The organism is Ramlibacter sp. GS1-15, from assembly GCF_057785015.1.
The window spans coordinates 2,667,547-2,687,679 of record NZ_JBYNTU010000001.1; the positions used below are offsets into that span (position 1 = coordinate 2,667,547).

17 protein-coding genes are annotated in these 20,133 nt (G+C 65.6%); 13 read left to right on the plus strand and 4 right to left on the minus strand.

Features of this window, described 5'->3' with window-relative positions:
* Positions 1–39: 39 nt before the first annotated feature.
* From asd to accD, 7 genes are all read left to right on the plus strand, one after another.
* Positions 40–1,185 (plus strand): aspartate-semialdehyde dehydrogenase, encoded by a 1,146-nt coding sequence (gene asd, locus AC3EF3_RS13325; protein ID WP_488533788.1) that lies wholly within the window; start codon positions 40–42, stop codon positions 1,183–1,185.
* Positions 1,186–1,426: 241 nt separating this feature from the next.
* Entirely contained in the window at positions 1,427–4,153 is a 2,727-nt protein-coding gene (locus AC3EF3_RS13330) for a motility hub landmark protein FimV (RefSeq protein ID WP_488532634.1), read from the plus strand.
* A 25-nt stretch (positions 4,154–4,178) separates the two neighbouring features.
* A complete protein-coding gene (truA, locus tag AC3EF3_RS13335) occupies positions 4,179–4,961 on the plus strand; it encodes a tRNA pseudouridine(38-40) synthase TruA (RefSeq protein ID WP_488532635.1) in 783 nt (260 codons plus the stop codon).
* On the plus strand, positions 4,958–5,671 hold the full coding sequence (locus AC3EF3_RS13340; protein ID WP_488532636.1) for a phosphoribosylanthranilate isomerase: 714 nt from the start codon (positions 4,958–4,960) through the stop codon (positions 5,669–5,671). Before truA ends, AC3EF3_RS13340 begins: the two co-directional genes overlap by 4 nt.
* A complete protein-coding gene (gene trpB, locus AC3EF3_RS13345; protein WP_488533789.1) occupies positions 5,649–6,899 on the plus strand; it encodes a tryptophan synthase subunit beta in 1,251 nt (416 codons plus the stop codon). Before AC3EF3_RS13340 ends, trpB begins: the two co-directional genes overlap by 23 nt.
* The gene (trpA, locus tag AC3EF3_RS13350) at positions 6,896–7,720 is read left to right on the plus strand and encodes a tryptophan synthase subunit alpha (RefSeq protein ID WP_488532637.1); all 825 of its coding nucleotides are present in this window, start codon (positions 6,896–6,898) and stop codon (positions 7,718–7,720) included. The genes trpB and trpA overlap by 4 nt, the downstream gene beginning before the upstream one ends.
* Before the next feature lie 13 nt (positions 7,721–7,733).
* On the plus strand, positions 7,734–8,606 hold the full coding sequence (gene accD / locus AC3EF3_RS13355) for an acetyl-CoA carboxylase, carboxyltransferase subunit beta (RefSeq protein ID WP_488532638.1): 873 nt from the start codon (positions 7,734–7,736) through the stop codon (positions 8,604–8,606).
* Here accD and AC3EF3_RS13360 read toward each other — a convergent pair.
* Positions 8,603–9,151, minus strand: a complete 549-nt coding sequence (locus tag AC3EF3_RS13360; protein ID WP_488532639.1) for a YggT family protein — start codon at positions 9,149–9,151, stop codon at positions 8,603–8,605. The two genes, accD and AC3EF3_RS13360, sit on opposite strands and share 4 nt — an antisense overlap.
* Before the next feature lie 53 nt (positions 9,152–9,204).
* Between AC3EF3_RS13360 and AC3EF3_RS13365 the strand changes: the two genes are divergently transcribed.
* Both AC3EF3_RS13365 and AC3EF3_RS13370 read left to right on the plus strand, forming a co-directional pair.
* Positions 9,205–9,840, plus strand: a complete 636-nt coding sequence (locus tag AC3EF3_RS13365; RefSeq protein ID WP_488532640.1) for an LON peptidase substrate-binding domain-containing protein — start codon at positions 9,205–9,207, stop codon at positions 9,838–9,840.
* Between the two features lie 7 nt (positions 9,841–9,847).
* Positions 9,848–11,803, plus strand: coding sequence for a polysaccharide biosynthesis protein (locus tag AC3EF3_RS13370; protein WP_488532641.1), 1,956 nt, complete (start codon positions 9,848–9,850; stop codon positions 11,801–11,803).
* Between the two features lie 62 nt (positions 11,804–11,865).
* On the opposite strand, the gene AC3EF3_RS13375 is transcribed toward AC3EF3_RS13370, so the two are convergent.
* Positions 11,866–12,669 carry a glycosyltransferase family 32 protein gene (locus tag AC3EF3_RS13375; RefSeq protein WP_488532642.1) on the minus strand — a complete coding sequence of 268 codons (804 nt, stop codon included), beginning with the start codon at positions 12,667–12,669 and terminating at the stop codon, positions 11,866–11,868.
* 46 nt (positions 12,670–12,715) lie between these two features.
* Positions 12,716–14,065: an oligosaccharide flippase family protein gene (locus AC3EF3_RS13380; RefSeq protein ID WP_488532643.1), complete on the minus strand. Its 1,350-nt coding sequence runs from the start codon at positions 14,063–14,065 to the stop codon at positions 12,716–12,718.
* Between the two features lie 198 nt (positions 14,066–14,263).
* Between AC3EF3_RS13380 and wecB the strand changes: the two genes are divergently transcribed.
* A complete protein-coding gene (gene wecB, locus AC3EF3_RS13385) occupies positions 14,264–15,397 on the plus strand; it encodes a non-hydrolyzing UDP-N-acetylglucosamine 2-epimerase (RefSeq protein WP_488532644.1) in 1,134 nt (377 codons plus the stop codon).
* A 160-nt stretch (positions 15,398–15,557) separates the two neighbouring features.
* On the opposite strand, the gene AC3EF3_RS13390 is transcribed toward wecB, so the two are convergent.
* Entirely contained in the window at positions 15,558–16,814 is a 1,257-nt protein-coding gene (locus AC3EF3_RS13390; protein ID WP_488532645.1) for a glycosyltransferase family 4 protein, read from the minus strand.
* Positions 16,815–17,184: 370 nt separating this feature from the next.
* Here AC3EF3_RS13390 and AC3EF3_RS13395 point away from each other — a divergent pair, with 370 nt between their 5' ends.
* The 3 genes from AC3EF3_RS13395 to AC3EF3_RS13405 are packed head-to-tail and all read left to right on the plus strand — an operon-like array spanning position 17,185 to position 20,113.
* Entirely contained in the window at positions 17,185–17,736 is a 552-nt protein-coding gene (locus tag AC3EF3_RS13395; RefSeq protein ID WP_488532646.1) for an acyltransferase, read from the plus strand.
* Positions 17,733–18,980, plus strand: a complete 1,248-nt coding sequence (locus tag AC3EF3_RS13400) for a glycosyl transferase (RefSeq protein WP_488532647.1) — start codon at positions 17,733–17,735, stop codon at positions 18,978–18,980. The genes AC3EF3_RS13395 and AC3EF3_RS13400 overlap by 4 nt, the downstream gene beginning before the upstream one ends.
* On the plus strand, positions 18,977–20,113 hold the full coding sequence (locus AC3EF3_RS13405) for a glycosyltransferase (RefSeq protein WP_488532648.1): 1,137 nt from the start codon (positions 18,977–18,979) through the stop codon (positions 20,111–20,113). Before AC3EF3_RS13400 ends, AC3EF3_RS13405 begins: the two co-directional genes overlap by 4 nt.
* The last annotated feature ends 20 nt before the right edge of the window (positions 20,114–20,133 follow it).

Genomic DNA, 20,133 nt, shown 5'->3' on the forward strand with positions numbered 1-20,133 from the left:
CGAGCCGGGGACAACAGGCAAACCGAAAGGGCGATGACGATGACTCTCAAGGCACAACAACCGCTGGTTGGCCTCGTCGGCTGGCGCGGCATGGTCGGCTCGGTCCTCATGGACCGCATGGAGGCCGAGGGCGACTTCCGGCTGATCGAGCCGGTGTTCTTCTCGACGTCCAACGCGGGTGGCAAGGCGCCGGCGCAGGCGAAGAACGAGAAGGGCCTGAAGGACGCCTTCGACATCGACGCGCTGAAGAAGTGCGACATCGTCATCACCGCACAGGGCGGCGACTACACCACCGAGGTGTTCCCCAAGCTGCGCGCCGCGGGCTGGAACGGCCACTGGATCGATGCGGCCTCGACGCTGCGCATGAAGGACGACGCCGTCATCGTCCTCGACCCGGTGAACCTGCCGGTCATCAGGAACGCGCTGTCCAAGGGCGGCAAGAACTGGATCGGCGGCAATTGCACCGTGAGCTGCATGCTGATGGGCGTGGGCGCGCTGTACAAGGCGGGCCTGGTCGAATGGATGTCGAGCATGACGTACCAGGCGGCGTCGGGCGGTGGCGCGCAGCACATGCGCGAGCTGCTCACGCAGTTCGGCACGCTCAACGGCGAAGTGCGAGCGCTGCTGGACGACCCCAAGTCCGCCATCCTCGAGATCGATCGCAAGGTGCTCGCGCGCCAGCAAGCCATGTCGGCGAGCGAGACCGAGCACTTCGGCGTGCCGCTCGCGGGATCGCTCATCCCCTGGATCGACAAGGACCTCGGCGACGGCGTGTCGCGCGAGGAGTGGAAGGCCGGCGCGGAGACGAACAAGATCCTCGGGCAAGGCCCGGGATTCGGGACGGCCGGCGTGCCGGTCGACGGCTTCTGCGTGCGCGTGGGCGCGATGCGCTGCCACAGCCAGGCCCTCACCTTCAAGCTGAAGAAGGACGTGCCGCTCGCCGACATCGAGGCGATGATCGCCGCCGACAACGAGTGGGTGAAGGTCGTGCCCAACACGCGCGAGGCGACGCTGAAGGGCCTCACGCCGGTCGCGTTGACGGGCACGCTGTCCATCCCCGTGGGACGCCTGCGCAAGCTCGCGATGGGGCCGGACTACCTGGGCGCCTTCACCATCGGCGACCAGCTGCTGTGGGGCGCGGCCGAGCCGCTGCGCCGCATGCTGCGCATCCTGCTCGACGCATAATTTCGTCGAAGCCTAAAACAACGGCCTGTAATCCCTGGTTACAGGCCGTTGTCGCGTCACAACGAGACTGTGCGTGGTAACCATGAATCGCGTCTAGGCTCGGAAGTTAAAAACTTGTCTCAGCTTGTCAGCCTAAGACATTGATGTTATGGTCCTTTTTAGCAAGTACAGCGTCGAGGCGTTGGTTCGCATGAAGAGAAAAACATTGCCTGCCGGCCAGGCAATAGGGACGCACACATCCATGGGCAAGCCGCACTGGCGCGCTACGGCCGCGGCCTTCGCCGCCGCCGTCGTGCTCGGCAGCTGGGCCTCGGATGCGAGCGCCCTGGCCATGGGTCGCATCACCGTCCATTCCGCGCTGGGCGAGCCGCTGAACGCGGAGATCGACATCCCCGACATCAACGCGGACGAGATCGCCTCGTTGCGCGCCTCCGTGGCCTCGCCGGAGGCGTTCAAGTCGGCGGGCCTCGAATACAGCCCCGCGCTGTCCGACGTGAAGGTCTCGCTCGAGAAGCGGCCTGACGGGCGTTACTTCCTGCGCCTCACCAGTCCGCGCGCCGTCACTGATCCGTTCGTCGACCTCCTGCTGGACAGCAGGTGGTCCTCCGGCCATGTGCTGCGCGACTACACGATGTTGTTCGACCCGCCGGCCCTGCGGCAGGAACAGCAGCCCATGATGGCGCAGGCCACACCCGCGGCGCCGCGCGCGTCGCAGCCGTCCACGGCCGCGCGCACCACCACCTCCTCCTCGCGTGCGACGGCCGCCACTGCCCGCGCTCCCGCGGCAGCCCCCGCTGCCGCCCCAACACCGTCCGGTGACGGCAAGCAGGTCACCGTGCAGAGCGGCGACACGGCCGGCAAGATCGCTGCGGCGAACAAGCCGCCGGCGGTTTCGCTGGACCAGATGCTCGTCGCGATGCTGCGTGCCAATCCCGATGCATTTGCGGATGGCAACGTCAACCGGCTGCGCGCCGGCGCCGTGCTGGAGATGCCCAGCACCGAGCAGGCTGCGCTCGTTCCGCCCGACGACGCGAAGCAGACACTGGTCGCGCAAAGCCGCGACTTCAACGAGTTCCGCCGCCGCCTCGCTGAAAGCGTGCCCTCCACGAGGGTCGCTGCGGCCGAACGGCAGTCGTCCGGCAAGATCACCGCGCAGGTCGAGGAGAAGAAGCCCACGGCAGCTGCACCCGACAAGCTGACGCTGTCGAAGGCCGCGGCACAAGGCAAATCCGGGCCCGAAGAGAAGATCGCCCGCGAGCACGCCGCACAAGACTCGGCCACACGCGTCGCCGAACTGAACAAGAACATCAATGACCTGAGCAAGCTCGGCACCGGTACCACGCCGGCCGCCTCCGCGAGTGCGGCCAAGGCCGGCGTTGCGTTGCCCATCGGCGCGCCCGCGAGCGCCGCCAAGCCCGCCGCAACGCCCGCAGTCACCACGCCGGCACCGATCGCGGCTTCTGCCGCGAAGCCGGCCTCCAGTTCCGCAGCAGCGCCGGTGATCGCCGCTGCTGCTTCTGCGGCGGCTCCCGCCACCCCCGTGGCGAGCGCGGCAGTCGCTGCAGCATCATCCGTCGCCTCCGCCCCCGCTCCCGTGGCCAGCGCCGTCGTGACTGCCGCTTCCTCCGTCGCCCCGAAGGCGTCGGCGCTTGCCGTTGCGCCCGCCAAGCCGGTCGCCAAACCGAAGGCTCCGCCGCCGGAGCCGAGCTTCCTCGACGATCTGCTCGACAATTCGCTGCTTTTGGGCGTGGGCGGCCTGGTCCTCGCATTGGGGGCCGGTCTCGGCCTGTACAAGGTCCAGCAGCGCAGGAAGACGGCCCAGGTCGACAGCTCGTTCCTCGAAAGCCGCCTGCAGCCCGATTCGTTCTTCGGCGCGAGCGGCGGCCAGCGCATCGACACCAACGAAGGCAGCGCGACCGGCTCCTCGATGGTCTACTCGCCCAGCCAGCTCGACGCGGCCGGTGATGTCGACCCCGTGGCCGAAGCGGATGTCTACCTGGCCTACGGCCGCGACCTGCAGGCCGAGGAAATCCTCAAGGAAGCGCTGCGCACGCAACCCCAGCGCGTCGCGATCCACGCGAAGCTGCTCGAGATCTACGCGAAGCGGCGCGACGCCAAGGCGTTCGAACTGGTCGCGACCGAAGCCTACGGCGTCACGCACGGCGAAGGCCCCGAATGGGATCGCGTCTGCGAACTTGGCCAGGAGCTCGATCCGCCCAACTCGCTGTACCGCCCGGGCGGCCAGCCGACTGCGGGTTCGGCAAGCCCCGTGGCGCCGGCCAAGTTCGGCTCCACGATCCAGACGCAGACGGTGCCCGTGCCGCTTCCGCCGCCGGTCGCGAGCGACATCGACCTCGACCTCGATTTCTCCCTGGGGGATGAAGGGCCCGCCGCTCCCGCACCGGTCCAGGCCGCTGCGGCTGCGACCGGCAGCTACGCGCGCACGCAATCGATCCAGCGCGACGAGCCCCCAGCCATGCCTTCGCTCGACATGGACTTCGGCGCTCCGACGACGGCGCAAGCTGCCACCCAGCCCGCAAAGCTCGCCGCGCCCGACCTGGTGCTTGACGAGAACAGCCTGAAATTCGACGTCACGCCGCGCAACCCGGCACCGGCGCCCGCGCCGGCCGCTGCGGCCCCGGCAGCCGCTGCCGGCGGCGGCATGATCGAATTCGACTTGGGCGCCCTCTCGCTCGACCTGGACAAGCCGAAGGCCGCCGCGCCCGCCGCCCCAGTGGCGTCGACCGAGCCCGATACCGAGTCGCCGTCCACGGCCGGATCGCCCCTCTCGATGGGCGGGTTCGAAGACTCCAGCAGCGATCCGCTCGCCACCAAGCTGGCCCTCGCGCAGGAATTCAACGCGATCGGCGACCCGGACGGCGCCCGCAGCCTCGCGCAGGAAGTGATCGCCGAAGCCTCGGGCGAACTCAAGTCCAAGGCGCAGAAGTTCCTCGCCGAGATCGGCTGAGCGAATCCTCCATTCAGGCGGGCCCATGAGGATCGCTCTGGGCGTCAGTTACCACGGACAGGCCTATGAGGGCTGGCAGAGCCAGCCTTCGGGTCGCACCGTGCAGGACAAGCTGGAACTCGCCTTGTCCGAGTTCGCCACGCAGCCCGTCTCCACGGTGTGCGCCGGACGCACTGACGCCGGCGTGCACGCGCTGATGCAGGTCGTGCATTTCGACACCGGGTTGCAGCGCGAGGATTTCTCGTGGGTGCGCGGCACCAACCGCTTCCTGCCGCCGGACATCGCCGTGCAATGGGCGCAACCCGTGCCCGACGAATTCCATTCGCGTGCGAGCGCAAACGCGCGGCGCTATGCGTACGTGCTGCTCGAATCGCCGGTGCGACCGAGCGTCGATGCCGGCCGCGTCGGCTGGGTCTTCCGGCCGCTCGACCAGGGCGCGATGGAACGGGCCGCGGCGCACCTGCTCGGCACCCACGACTTCACCTCGTTTCGCGCTTCCGAATGCCAGGCACGCAGCCCGGTCAAGACACTGGCGCGCGCTTCGATCGCACGGCGCGGCGCGTACTGGCGCTTCGACTTCGAGGCCGACGCCTTCCTGCACCACATGATCCGCAACATCATGGGTTGCCTCGTTGCGGTGGGCCAGGGCCTGCATCCGCCGGACTGGATGCAGGAGGTGATCGAAGCGCGCGACCGCGATGCCGCGGCGCCGACCTTCTCGCCCGATGGCCTGTATTTCCTGGGGCCGGTGTACGAGGCGAAGTGGGGACTGCCGAGCCGCACCGCTGCGTATGATTGGCTGCCATGACCGTCCCCCCGCGTACTCGCATCAAGATCTGCGGCCTCACGCGCGAGCAGGACGTTGACGCGGCCGTCGAGGCGGGCGCGGACGCGGTCGGCTTCATCCAGTACCCGAAGAGCCCGCGGCACGTCCCGATCGAGCGAGCCGTGGAGCTGGCTTCGCGCTTGCCGGTGTTCGTCACGCCGGTGCTGCTGTTCGTCAATGAGAGTCCGCAGCGCGTGCTGGAGTGCCTGCAACACCTGCCCAACGCGCTGGTGCAGTTCCACGGCGACGAAACGCCCGGGCGGTGCCTGGCCTCCACCGGCAACGGCCGGCACCCGTACATGCGCGCCGCCCGCATCCCGCTCGATGGCACGCCTTTCGACTTGGTAAAATTCGCCCACGAGCACCACGCAGCCCGCGCGATCCTGCTGGACGCGCATGTCGAGGGCTATGGCGGCGCCGGGAAAGCCTTCGATTGGTCACGTCTTCCTCCAAGCGTCAACGCTCACCTCGTCTTGTCTGGTGGGTTGACACCTGCAAACGTGGCCGATGGCATTGCGCAAGTGCGGCCACGATCCAAGTCGCTGGCCGTTGATGTGAGCTCCGGGGTCGAAATCTCCAAGGGGATCAAGGACCCGGAAAAGATCGTCCAGTTCGTCGCGGCGGTGCGTGCCGCCGACGCGCTTCTTGCGAAGTCTCCCGATGCCCCCCATTCCATCTTCCCAGCAACCTGACGCTGCCGGCCATTTCGGGCCTTACGGCGGCAGTTTCGTGAGCGAGACGCTCACGCACGCGATCGCTCAACTGCGTGAGGCGTACGCGAAATACCAGCACGACCCCGAGTTCGTCGCCGAGTTCAACTATGAGCTGGCGCACTTCGTGGGCCGTCCGTCCCCAATCTACCATGCCCAGCGCATGAGCCGCGAAATGGGCGGCGCGCAGATCTACCTCAAGCGCGAAGACCTGAACCACACGGGTGCGCACAAGATCAACAACGTGATCGGCCAGGCGCTGCTCGCCAAGCGCATGGGCAAGCCGCGTGTGATCGCCGAAACCGGCGCGGGCCAGCATGGCGTTGCGACGGCCACCATCTGCGCGCGCTACGGCCTCGAGTGCGTGGTCTACATGGGCAGCGAGGACGTCAAGCGCCAGAGCCCGAACGTCTACCGCATGAACCTGCTCGGGGCCACGGTCGTTCCGGTCGAATCCGGCAGCAAGACGCTGAAGGACGCGCTGAACGAGGCAATGCGCGACTGGGTCACGAACGTCGAGAACACCTTCTACATCATCGGCACGGTGGCGGGCCCGCATCCTTACCCGATGATGGTGCGCGATTTCCAGAGCGTGATCGGCAACGAATGCCTGAGCCAGATGCCGGAGATGACCGGCGGGCAACCCGACGTGGTGATCGCCTGCGTCGGCGGCGGCAGCAACGCGATGGGCATCTTCTACCCGTACATCCCCCTCGCGGCCACGCGCCTGATTGGCGTCGAAGCCGCGGGTGAAGGCCTGGACACGCCCAAGCACGCCGCCTCGCTGCAGCGTGGATCGCCGGGCGTACTGCACGGCAACCGCACCTATGTCCTGCAGGACGAGAACGGCCAGATCACCGAGACGCACAGCGTCAGCGCCGGCCTGGATTACCCCGGTGTCGGCCCCGAGCACGCGTGGCTGAAGGACACCGGGCGCGCGGAATACGTCGGCATCACGGACAAGGAAGCGCTCGATGCGTTCCACTACCTGTGCCGGACGGAAGGCATCATTCCCGCGCTCGAGTCGAGCCACGCGATCGCGTACGCGATGAAGCTCGCGAAGACGATGAAACCGAACCAGAGCATCCTGGTGAACCTCTCGGGGCGCGGTGACAAGGACATCGGCACGGTGGCGGACCTCGCGGGCGTCGACTTCTACGACCGCCCCTCGATGCGCGGCCTGAAGGTCAAGGGCGGGGAGTCGAAATGAGCCGCATCGCCACGACCTTCGCGACCCTGCGCGAGCAAAAGCGCAAGGCCCTCATTCCCTACATCACCGCCGGCTTTCCCTACGCTGACATCACGCCGCAGCTGATGCACGGCATGGTCGAGGCGGGCGCGGACGTGATCGAACTCGGCGTGCCCTTCTCCGACCCGATGGCAGACGGTCCCGTGGTCCAGCGCGCCGGCGAGAGGGCCTTGGCCTTGGGCATAGGCATGACGCAGGTGCTGCAGATGGTTCGCAGCTTCCGTGAACGCGACGCCAAGACGCCCGTCGTGCTCATGGGCTATGCCAACCCGGTCGAACGCTACGACCAGAGGCATGGCGCCGACGCGTTCGTCCGTGACGCGGCGGATGCCGGTGTCGACGGCATCCTGGTCGTCGACTACCCGCCCGAGGAATGCGTGGAGTTCGCCGCCAGGCTGCGTGCGCGCGGCATGGACCTGATCTTCCTGCTCGCCCCCACCAGCACGGACCAACGGATGGAGGAAGTCGCGCGCGTGGCCAGCGGCTACGTGTACTACGTTTCGCTCAAAGGGGTGACGGGCGCGGGCCACCTGGATACCGGCGCCGTGGAGCGCATGCTGCCCCGCATCCGTACGCACGTGAAAATTCCCGTCGGCGTCGGCTTCGGCATCCGCGATGCCGCCACGGCCAAGGCCATCGGCCGCGTCGCCGACGCGGTGGTGATCGGCTCGAAGATCATCCAGCTGGCCGAGGAGTTACCGCGTTCCGAAGTCGTTACTGCCGTGTCCGGGTTCCTGCGCGAGATCCGCTCGGCGCTGGACGATAATCGCGCTTCCGCCTGAAAGAGGACCGCCCATGAGCTGGCTCGAAAAACTGCTCCCGCCCAAGATTCAGCAGACCGACCCCGCCGACCGCCGGCAGGTGCCCGAGGGCCTGTGGATCAAGTGCCCGAGCTGCGACACCGTCCTGTACAAGACGGACCTTGAGCAGAACCTGAATGTCTGCCCCACCTGCGGGCACCATCACCGCATCGGGGCCCGAGCACGCCTGAATTCGTTCCTCGACGGTGAAGGCCGGTACGAGATCGGCCAGGAGGTACTGCCGGTGGACGCGCTGAAGTTCAAGGACAGCCGCCGCTATCCCGAGCGCCTCAAGGAAGCCCTGGAGAACACGCAGGAAACCGACGCGCTCGTGGTCATGGGCGGTGCGGTGCACAGCATCCCGCTCGTTGCGGCCGCGTTCGAGTTCGACTTCATGGGCGGCAGCATGGGTTCGGTGGTCGGCGAGCGCTTCGTGCGCGGCGTCGAGACCGCGATCGAGCAGAAGGTCCCCTTCGTCTGCTTCACCGCCACCGGCGGCGCGCGCATGCAGGAAGGCCTGTTGTCGCTGATGCAGATGGCCAAGACCAACGCCGCGCTCACGCGGCTCGCGAAGAAGGGCCTGCCTTATGTCAGCGTGCTGACCGACCCGACGATGGGCGGGGTGAGCGCGGGCTTCGCGTTCGTGGGCGACGTGGTGATCGCCGAACCGAAGGCGCTGATCGGCTTCGCCGGCCCGCGCGTGATCGAATCCACCGTGCGCGTGACGCTACCCGAAGGCTTCCAGCGGGCGGAGTTCCTGCAGCAGAAAGGCGCGGTGGACTTCATCTGCGACCGGCGCGAGCTGCGCAAGAACGTGGCGAACGCTCTGGCCATGCTGCAACGGCAGCCGGCCGACGCGGTCGACTAGCGCAAGACGGCAGCCTGCAGGTAGGCGAGCACGATCGCGAGCACCTGCAGCACCACCAGGAACACCAGCGGCGAGAGGTCGATGCCGCCCACCAGCGGCACCAGCTTGCGCCAGGGACGCAGCACCGGCGCGCAGAGCCGGTCGATCACGTCCACGATCGGTGAATCCGCCTGCACCCACGACAGGATGGCATACACGATCACGAGGCCGGTGAGCCCCGAGATCACGAGCCGGGCCACGCCGAAAACCGCCAGCACGGGCAGCATCTCGAGCCCGCCGTCGCGACCGGCCAGCAGCCACAGCAACGCGAACTGGGCCAGTTCGACCAGGTACACCGCAACGGCACTGGCGGTGTCGATCTTGCGGATGGCGGGCAGCACCTTGCGCAGCGGCAGCACCAGCCAGTCCGTCAGCGCGAAGACGAATCGGCCCACGGGATTGCCGAAGGGGATCCGCTGGTATTGCATGTACAGGCGCAGCAGGCAGGCGCCGCCGAGCAGGCCGGCGGCGACATCCAGCAGGAACGAAATGATTTGGTAGGCCATCGGGCTCGGGGGGCTGGGGGTCGTGGGATGATAGCGGCCAAGCCGGGATTTCCATGTCGTCCGCCCTCACGCTGCATTCGCTGCCGCTATTTCCCCTCAGCACAGTCCTTTTCCCCGGCGGAGTCCTGCCACTGAGGATCTTCGAGGTGCGCTACCTGGACATGATCGGGAAGTGCCACAAGGCGGGCGCGCCGTTCGGCGTGGTGTCGCTCACGCAAGGCTCCGAGGTGCGGCAGCCCGGCTCGAGCGAGGCGTTCTCCGGCGTCGGCACGCTGGCGACGATCGGCGAGTACGAAGCGCCGCGGCCGGGACTGATGATGATCCGGGTCACCGGCGCGCAGCGTTTTCGCATCACCTCGCACGACCAGCTCAAACATGGCCTGTGGATCGCGGACGTCGAGCGCCTGCCCGATGACGTCAGCGTCGCCATCCCCGCCGACCTGCAGGTCGCCGCGACGGCGCTGCGGCAATTGATCCATTCGCTCGAACTGAAGGCGGGCGGCGATGCCGGCCAATTGCCCTTGCAGCCGCCTTGGCACCTGGACGATTGCGGCTGGGTCGCGAACCGCTGGTGCGAGTTGCTCCCCCTGCCCCTGGCGCTCAAGCAAAGGCTGATGGAGCTGGATAATCCGTTGGTCAGGCTCGAGCTGGTCAGCGACGTGCTGGCGAAGACAGGGATCGCGACGTAGCACAACGATGAGAAAGAAGATTCTGGAGTGGCCGCGAACTGCCAAGCGTTTGGTGGTGATTGTGCTCGATCTCGCGCTGGCCGTCGTCGCCACGTGGGTGGCGTACACGCTGCGCTTCGATGCGCCCAACTGGCCGCGGGGCAACCAGTGGATCATGTACGCGCTGGCGCCCGCGCTCGCGCTTCCCATGTTCATGCGCTTCGGCCTGTACCGCGCGATCTTCCGCTACACGGGCCTGGCCGCCCTGGGCGCCCTGGTGAAGGCTGTAAGCCTGTACGCTGTCCTGTTGTTCGCCTGCGTGCTGTTCCTGCAGTCCCGCGGCTACGACAACCTGCCGCGGACGGTCGCCATCTCGCAACCGATCCTCTTCGGCGTGCTGGTCGGCCTGAGCCGCACGCTGGCGCGCCTGCTGCTCTCGGCACGCCATCGCCCCCAGCACCGGCTGATCATCTATGGCGCCGGCAGCGCGGGCATCCAGACGGCCGCGGCGATGGCGAGCACACGCGAATTCGCGTTGCTCGGCTTCGTCGACGACGATCCCGCCAAGGTGGGCCGCACGATCAACGAGTCGCGCGTGTATGCGCCCACGGACCTTCCGATGCTGGTGGAGCGCCTGGGCATCACGGACATCCTGCTGGCGATTCCCAGCGCGACGCGCCAGCGCCGCAACGGGATCATCGAGAGTCTCGCGGGCTTGCCGATCCACATCCGCACGATTCCCGGCCTGCAGGATTTGGCAAGCGGGCGGGTCTCCGTGCGCGATTTCCGCGAACTGGACATCGAAGACCTGCTCGGGCGCGCGCCGATCGAGCCGGACCGCGAGCTGCTCACGCGCAACTGCGCGGGCAAAGTGGTGCTCGTGACCGGCGCGGCCGGCAGCATCGGCAGCGAGCTGTGCCGGCAGATCTTGCGCGAGGAACCGAAGCAGCTCTTGCTGCTGGACCACAGCGAGTTCGGCCTGTACACCGTGCACGAAGAGCTGAACGCATTCATTGCGCGCAGCGGCCTGGATGTGAAGGTCCTCGCATTGCTGGGCAGCGTAACGAACTTCGCCCGCGTTTCGCAAGTGTGCCGCACATGGAAACCGGATGCGGTCTACCACGCCGCCGCCTACAAGCATGTGCCGATAGTGGAGCACAACCCGGTGGAGGGCGTCGCAAACAACGTGTTCGGCACTTTGAACGTCGCCCGCGCTGCGATCGAGGCCGGCGTGAGCCAATGCGTGCTGATTTCGACGGACAAGGCCGTGCGTCCTACCAACGTGATGGGGGCCAGCAAACGGGTCGCGGAACTCATCTTCCAGGCCTTGGCGCATTCGCAAACCGCCTCCTTCCCCGCTTTCGATATGGCGCATGCGCTCCCGCGTACCGCCATCGCCTGCAGCACGCGATTCTCGATGGTCCGCTTCGGGAACGTCCTCGGGTCGAGCGGCAGCGTCGTTCCCCTCTTCCGCCGGCAACTCGAAATGGGCGGGCCCCTCACGGTAACGCACCCGGAAGTCACCCGATATTTCATGACGATCACGGAGGCCGTGCAGCTCGTGCTGCAAGCCGGCGCGATGGCCGAAGGGGGGGAAGTCTTCGTCCTGGACATGGGCGAGCCGGTCAATATCCTCGAACTCGCGCGCCGGATGATCCAGCTTTCGGGCTTCTCCGTCCGGGACGCGGGGCATCCCGACGGCGATGTCGCGGTGACGATCACAGGCCTGCGACCGGGTGAGAAGCTGTACGAGGAGCTCCTGATTGGCGAAAACCCGATGCCGACGGCGCACCCACGAATCATGCGGGCCAGGGAAGATTTTGTCGGCTGGCCAGCCCTTGCGAAAACGCTGTGCGAGCTGGATGCCGCACTCCGGCACAACGACGTGGCGCAAATGAAGCAGCTCCTGCGACAGCTGGTTTCGGGCGCCCAGCTGACCGACGAGACCTCTGGCGTGCTGCCCGTCACACAAGAAGCAACGTAGCCGAACGTGCCGACGGCTAGTGCATTGATCCACATGACGGCCTATCGCCGCTGCAGGTCCTGCTAGGCGAGCGGGGCTTGCCTCGTCCGGTACACCACTATTTTCAGGCGATTGCTGACAGGTAACCCGAACAGCAGCTCCTCGTTCGCCTTGCACGGGTATCTCTCCGAAGCCCCCCTGTCTAGGACAAGTGACACATTTCCTTTGGGTGTCCGAAGCAGGACTCTCCTCGAAAACCGGTCCACCCAGGACCCATTGAAGTGATGGATGGAGTAGTTCGGCTTGCCCTCCTCGGGCGTGCAGAAGTACCAGTAGGGATAGATCACGTCTTCGTTCGAGAGCCACGTAACCTGGTCCCCTTTGAACGGACGCGACAAGCCGAATTTGCGCATGAAGTAGGCGGAGATCCGGTCTGTATTCGTCCTTTCGTTCAGGGAGCCGTCCGCCCGAATGAAGGATTCATTGGAGTATTCGCTCAGGAGGTCCGTAACGATCTCACTCCCGGCTACGGCCCCCATGAAGGCGGTTACCGGGGAAATGTACACGTCGTATTTCTCAAAGCCAGTCACGAATCGATGGCGACGGAATTCACCGATGTCTTGCGTGACCTCAAGGTCAGAATCAAAGTAGAAGCCCCCGTACTTTTGCAGGGCATGGAGCCGCAGGTAGTCGGAAACGAACGCCCACTTCTTCCAGGCAAAGGCCTCCCTGGCGTACCGGTTGTCGATGGAGTCGAGGCTGGCATTGCCCCACTCCATGATCTGGTAGTCGGGCAGCTTGAACCGCCAGCTTCTGATGCACTTCTCGACAAGCTCGGGTTTTGGAGCGGGTCCGACCCACACGAAATGGATGATCTTCGGAATCATGTCTCAGCTAACCTGACGCAGCGGCGTGCCAATCTATGCGGCAAGCTCATGCCTTGCTGTCAACGGTCGGAAGTGGGTCCGCCTCTCCTGAGGAGGGGAGCACAGGGCGAATGAGCGCCATCGAGAGGGCCAGATGAGTTGTATAGGAAAGCGCATAGGCTGCCGCGAGCCCGAGTGCTCCGTATCGTTCGCACAGCACCCACCCTACCACCAGGAACACGGCTGCCCAGCAGGCATTCAAGCCCATGGCCAGCCACATGCGTCCTGTGCTCGCGATCACCTGCCCGATGGCATTGGCGACGGCGGAGAACACGGCGGACAGAAGGAGCAACGCCAAGGTGCCCGCACCTTGCACGAACGCAGGTCCGTACAGTTTCAGGATCCGCGGAGCCAACATCGCGAGCACTACGGACACCGGCACTGTTGCAGCCAAGGCCAAGCCGATGTTGGTGCGGAGCATTCTGCGAAAGCTGTGCCCGTCTCCGGCGCCGATCAGGTTGCTCAAGATAGGTAGTGACGCCGAGGCCAGGATATTGGGTAACAACAAGACGGCCTGGCGCCACTGGTTCGCGGCTGCGAAGACTCCGACTTCCTGGTACCCGCCAGGCGAACTCGAGAGCATCACGTTACCAGCCCAGAAGACGGGAACGACCATCAGACCGCCGAGTAGCGCGGGGACGGTGAATTCGCGCAAAGTCCTCTTCTGCTCCTCGTTCCATGCAAATCTCGGTCGAATCCCGCTCCTTCGGACTACTGAGTTCACAGTCTTTATGGTAAGGAGCAAGCCGACGGCGGAAGCAAGAGCCAGCCCGGCGAGGGCACCGGTGACCCCCGCCAGCAGAGAGCCCGCGACGAGGAGCGGAGCAGAGAGGATAGCCACCATAGCTGACACGTAGGCCTGCGACTTGAACGCCTCGAGTCCGAGCAGGATGCCCGAACTCGCGCCGGTTACGGTAGTAAACAGCACGAGCGCCGCTGCGACGCGCAGCGGCTGCGCCAGGGCTGGATCATGAAGCAAGGCTGCCAAGGGGCCGGCGAATATCGCCATTCCGCAGGCAACGAGGGCTGCGGCTGTCCACGCGATCCGTGTGGACGTGCCCACGATTTCGCCCGCTGCCTCGGGCGCTTTCTCTCGGTGAAGGGCGACGTACCGGTTGGCCGTGACGCCCAATCCCATGCCCGCCACCAGGGCGGCCGTTTCGACGGTGCTGCGCAACATGCTCAATTGCCCGAAGCCCGTACTGCCCAGGATCCGTGCTACCACGATAGTCGCTGCAACCCCGATCGCCAGCGTGACAGCATTGGAGGCGGAACTCCAGAGCGCACCACGGGCCAGCCGGGTCAAGGGCCCCCGGTTTGAGAGGCGGTAAAGGATTCGCTGGGCCAGGGGGGGCATTGCGAGCGGGGTGAGGACTGGTGAAGACGGCGCACTTTAGCAGGGAGGCCGGAATGCACCTGACTTTCCGCCTGAAACTGTCACGTGTCCGGGGAAAGTCAGAACACGTGCGCCGGGCAAGCTGTGCGGGCAGAGGAGCATGCCCATCTAGAATCGTCTACGGTGGTTTCAACGCGCCGCGCAGGAGAGGCAGGAACAATGAATAGGGTACTCATCGTCTTCGGCACGCGTCCCGAGGCGATCAAGATGGCGCCGGTGGTGCGGGCGTTTCGCAGGCAGACGGAATGGGAGACAAAGGTCTGCGTGACTGCGCAGCACCGCTCGATGGTGGACCAGGTGCTGTCACTCTTCGATATTGCGCCCGAGTTTGACCTGAACCTCATGTCCGCGTCCCAGACACTGGAAGCGCTTTCTGCCCGCATCCTGGAAGGGATGTCCGCCGTGCTGCGCGAGTGGCGGCCCGACTTGGCGCTGGTGCACGGCGATACCACGACAACGGCCATGGCCTCGCTGGCATGCTTCTACAACCGCGTGCCGGTGGCGCATGTAGAGGCAGGCTTGCGAACCGGCAACCTGGGCTCCCCGTGGCCGGAGGAGTTGAACCGTCGTCTAACGGGGCTGATGGCGAAACTGCACTTCGCGCCGACCGAGGCTTCAGGGAAAAACCTGCTGGCCGAAGCTGTCGATCCCGCGACCATCGAAGTTACAGGGAATACGGTGATTGATGCCCTGTCGGAGACCGCCGAGCGCCTGCGCCTGGAGCCGACCCTGAGCCTACCGCTACGGGAGCGATTTTCTTATCTGCGCGCTGACAAGAAACTCCTGCTGGTGACTGGGCACCGCCGCGAGAATTTCGGCGAAGGCATGCGCGAAATCTGCGACGCTTTGCTGGCTCTATCACGCCGCCAGGACCTGCAGATCGTCTATGCCGTGCACCTCAATCCCAACGTGAAGGGTCCGGTGGAGGCGGCGCTACGCGCTGTACCCAACATTCACCTGGCTCCGCCACAGGACTATCTTTCCTTTGTCTACCTGATGATGAACTGCAGCATTATCCTGACCGACAGCGGCGGGATCCAGGAGGAAGCGCCCACCCTGGGCAAGCCCGTGCTGGTCATGCGCGACACCACCGAGCGGCCCGAGGCCGTTGCAGCGGGAACCGCGCGCCTTGTGGGTGCCAAGGCTGCCAGAATTGTGCAAGCCGTCAACGAACTGCTCGACGATCCGCGTGCCTATGCGTCCATGTCGGGTCGCATCAATCCTTACGGAGATGGCCATGCCGCTGAGCGTATCGTCGGCCGCGTGAGAAAGTTCTTGGTGGAAGGTCGATGATGCCCGCGCTCAAAGAACACTCGCGGCTGCACCAAGTCTGCATTCCCAACTATCGGAACACGACCAAGGGCTCGTCGCAGCCGGAAAAACACCGCTCATCATTGCGACGCAGTACGACGAGGAACTTTCTCGAGATGGGCGCTTTCTGCGGCCGAACCCCTCAGCTCGATGAATTGGCCCGGGAATCAGCCAACACTTCCTGGTAGATGCCGATCAGCTCGGCGAGAATCTTCGCAGGCGCGTGGCGTTCCCTGGCCCTCCGGTGCGCTTCCGAACTCAAGCGACGACGAAGGTCTGAGTCCCGCGACAACTCTAGGAGCCTGAACGCAAGCATGTGCGGATCGTTGGCCGGGACAAGGAATCCACTCAGACCGTGCTCGACCAGTGATCCGACACCACCGACATTGCATGCGACGACAGGAACGCCGATCATCTGCGCCTCGCAGACACTGTTCGGACTGTTGTCGATATAGGACGGATGCACGTACACACTTGCTTCACATAGCGCGGCTCTGATGTGACTGGCTGAAGCGACACCCATCAGTTGTACACCGGCTTCGCTCGCACGGATGCCGGTGACAGCTTCCTGCAAAGCTGCATCGTCGACGCCATAGATCTTCCACTCGAATTCGATGGAGGCACGCCGCTTCAGCAGGCTGGCAGTCTTCAGGACAAGGTCCAAGCCCTTGTATAAAGGGATGGAAATGACCGAGACAATCCGGAGCTTGCCCCCCGCGGAATCGGTCCAAGTCCCGCTTGCTGCATGGTATTCGGGCCGAAGCATTTCATCGCAGTGGAAGTAGCGCGCCAGAGGCTGGTAGAGGGCGACAATGGCACGATCCCACTCCGTCCTGCCCATGAAGTATCTGCAGCCGGTAAGCACCCTTTTTTCGCGCTCCGCCCTCTGCTTGAACAGGAGGTCGTTGGCCGCGTATCTCAACAGGCTGATGGGCCTCGCAACCAGGCGGCGAAGAACATCCAGCGTGCTGAAACCAGGGGGCAGCCGCGCGTTGAAGTATGCAGGCAGCGAACCTTGCATGTGGATCACCACTGGAACCGGCGTATGCTGCGCCACGAGGCCGAAAGACCATTCGGCCCCGAATACGTGGATGACGTCCGGGCGGAAATCGTCAATGATCCGTAAGCACCACGCGATGAGATTGCGCTCTTCCTGCGCAAAATGGAGACGCGTGAGCACACGGTTCGCCGCACCGCGGTTGATGCGGATCGGGTAGTACGCCACCCCGTCCCTCTCCGTCCGGAACTCAGCGTCAACATGTTCAAATGCGACCCCAAGCTGGATTTCCGATGCGGTGCGAACCAGGCGCTCGAGCGACTCGATCCAGCCGCCTCCTTTGTGTGCGACTCCGCTTCCCGAATAGAGGGATGGAGTCACCGACAACCAAAGGATTCTCATGTGCGACGGTAGGCGGCGGGCATTGAGGACGGCAATCGCGTGCTCCGCCCACCATCAGGTACGGCGACGTGCGAAAGCGTCGAGCAGTGTACCCACAATTGGTGCAGTACCGGCGCCCATGCGCCAAAGGGGCGCGATTCAAAGCATCCCCCAGTTCTCCGGTCTTGACGTGGACGTGCTGCACGCCGTCTTTCCTGCTGCCTTTTGGGAACGTCGCCATCCGGGCGACAGCTTCAGTTTCATTGCATCGACAGGGTGCTCGTCGCCCTAGCAGTGCTCATGCAGTTCGCGTGTAGCGCGCCACCTCGCGAGGAGCGCCGCATTCCGGATAGACTCGCGCGCAGCTACCCGGGGGAGACCAAAAAGACAAATGCACCTGCTCAAAACCATCGCCCTGGCCCTGTACCCGCGACCTCCGGGTCTGGCTACGCTGGGAAGCGGCAGTGTCGTCATGCTGCCCCGGCGTATCGAGGGTGCGCGCGGCATCTCTATTGGTGAAGATGTCGTCGTCCAGGCGCATGGCTGGATTGCCGCCTTTCACAGGTGGGGACCCGCTCGTTTCGAGCCGCGCATCGAGATTGGCGACCACACCCGCATTGGACGCCACGTTATGATTACCGCCATCGATCAGGTTTCCATCGGGGAGGGTTGCCTGCTGAGCGAGCAGGTCTTCATCTCCGACCATAACCACGGCACCACTCCGGGACCGATGCCTCCAACGAAGCAGCCCCTCGTGCCCCGAGGGCCCGTGCGCATCGGGCGCCACTGTTTTCTCGGCATTCGTGTCTGCGTCCTGGGCGGTGTGACGCTCGGAGACTATTGCGTCGTCGGGGCCAATTCGGTCGTCACGAAATCCTTTCCCGCTGGATCGGTGATTGCAGGTGCGCCGGCGAAGCTGCTGGAAACGCTGCCCATCTCATGAGCGACATTCCTGCCGCCGTGTTCGCACGCTCTGGCCCACAAGCCGCACACGCCGCCTTCACCATCTGCGCCCGCAACTACTTCGCGCAGGCGCTGGTGCTGGAGCGCTCGTTCAAGGCCCACCACCCGGACCACGATTTCCACATCGTCCTGGTCGACCGCCGCGACGACGCTTTCGCCGCGCGCTTCCCGGGCCTGAGCCTCACCTGGGTCGAAGACATCGGGCTGCCGAATTTTCCCGCCCACGCGCTGCGTTTCGACGTCATCGAGCTGAGCACCAACGTGAAGCCGCACTGCCTGTCGCTGCTGCTCGAACGGTACGAGACGGCGATGTACATCGATCCGGACATGGTCGCGTATGAGCGGCTCGACCCGGTCTTCGAGGCGTTGCGCGAAGGGACCATGGTCGTCACGCCAGCCTCGACCACACCCATCCTCGACGGCCACCGGCCAGACGACATCGAGTTCCTCCGCGTCGGCGTGTTCAACCTGGGCTTCATCGCCGTGCGTGCGTGCGACGAGGCCAGGCGCTTCCTGCGCTGGTGGTCCGATCGGTGCCTCAGCGACGGCTTCCACGAAACGCAAAGCGGCGTGTTCGTGGACCAGAAATGGGTCAACCTCGCGCCGTGCTACTTCGAAGGCTGCCGGATCCTGAGGGACCCGGGCGTCAACATGGCCCAGTGGAACCTTCACGAGCGGGTGCTCTCCAGGGGCGGCGACCGCTATCTGGTGAACGGGTCCACGCCGCTGCGCCTGTACCACTTCAGCAGCTTCGACCCGCACGCGCCGCAAACCGTCGCCAAGCGCCAGTCGCGCTTCAAGGAGGGCGAGCGCCGCGACCTGGAGCAGCTGCTCGACGCTTACGCGGCCGACCTGCTCGCTGCCGGCTACGACGAGTTCTCCCGGATCGAGTACGGCTGGGACTACTTCCCTTCCGGCGACTACGTCTCGCCCACGCTGCGCCGGCTCTATGCGAACAAGGCCTACGGCTTCCCGCTCGACGAGGATCCGTTCGAACCCGGCTCGGCTCTCCTGCGGTTCGCCCGGGCCAAGGGCCTCGTCGGGCCTTCGATCGGCAAGGCCCAGCGCATGACGGCGGGCGACCTGGGCCGCCACGGCTGGCAGGTCCGCCTCATCACGCTGGGCTTCAAGCTCGCGCTGCGGGCCCTCGGGCCGAACCGCTATTTCCTCCTGATGCGCTACCTCGCGCACGCATCGTCCATCCGCAACCAGCCGCCGCTGTGACCGCTGTCCGACCGATCCACGTCGCCAAATTCGTGCCTCCGCCCTACGCCGGCGTCGAGGCCCATGTGGACACGGTCCTGCGCGCGCTGCTGCCCGAGGTGGAAGGCACGCTGGTGGCGGGCACACTGCCTTCCGATGCGAGCCTGGACCCGCCGCCGTATCGCGTGCTCGTCGCGAAATCCTTCGGCCGGCTGAAGGCGACCGTCCCCTTCAGTCCGGGCGTGATCCCGCACGTGCGGCGGGAACTGCGCAGCGGCCGTTGCAACCTCCTGCACGTCCATGCACCCAACCCGTGGGCCGACCTGGCCGCTTTGGCGTGTGGTCGCGACGTGCCGGTCGTGATGACGTGGCACAGCGATATCGTGCGCCAGCAGGCGCTGCTGAAGGTGTACCGGCCCGTGCAACTGGCGGCCCTGCGCCGGGCCGACCGCATCGTCGTCTTCACGCCGCGCCACTACGAAAGCTCCGCACAGCTGCACCAGATCGACTTGGCCGCGAAGATCGTGAAGGTGCCGATCGGCATCGACTTCAGCCGGCTGGATGTCGAAGCCGCCCCCGAGGAGCACGCACAGATCGACGCCTTCGCGCGCGGCCGACCCGTGATGCTCACGGTGGGACGTCACGTGTACTACAAGGGCTACGGTTACCTGCTCGAGGCGATGGCGCGCGTGCGCAGCGAGACGGTGCTGGTGATGATCGGCACCGGCTCTCTGACCGAGTCGCTGATGCGGCAGGCCGGCGACCTCGGGCTGGGCGACCGCGTGCTGTTCATGGGCGAGGTCGGCAACGCCAGCCTTACGGCCGCCATGCAGCGCTGCGATTTCTTCTGCCTGCCCTCGATCGAGCGCTCCGAAGCCTTCGGCATCGCGAGCGCCGAAGCGATGGCCTGCGGCAAGCCGACCATCGTCTGCGAGCTGGGCAACGGCGTGAACTACCTCAATCGCGACGGCGCCACCAGCCTGACGGTGCCGGCGCGCGACGTGGACGCGCTCGCGGCGGCGATCGACCGGCTCGCGAACGACGAGGCGCTGCGGCTGCGGCTCGGCGCGGCCGCGAGGACGTGGGTGCGCGACGAATTCGGCATCGCGTCCATGAAGCGCGGCTTGATGGACCTTTACGCGTCGCTGCTGTGACGGGGCCAGCACAACGCATC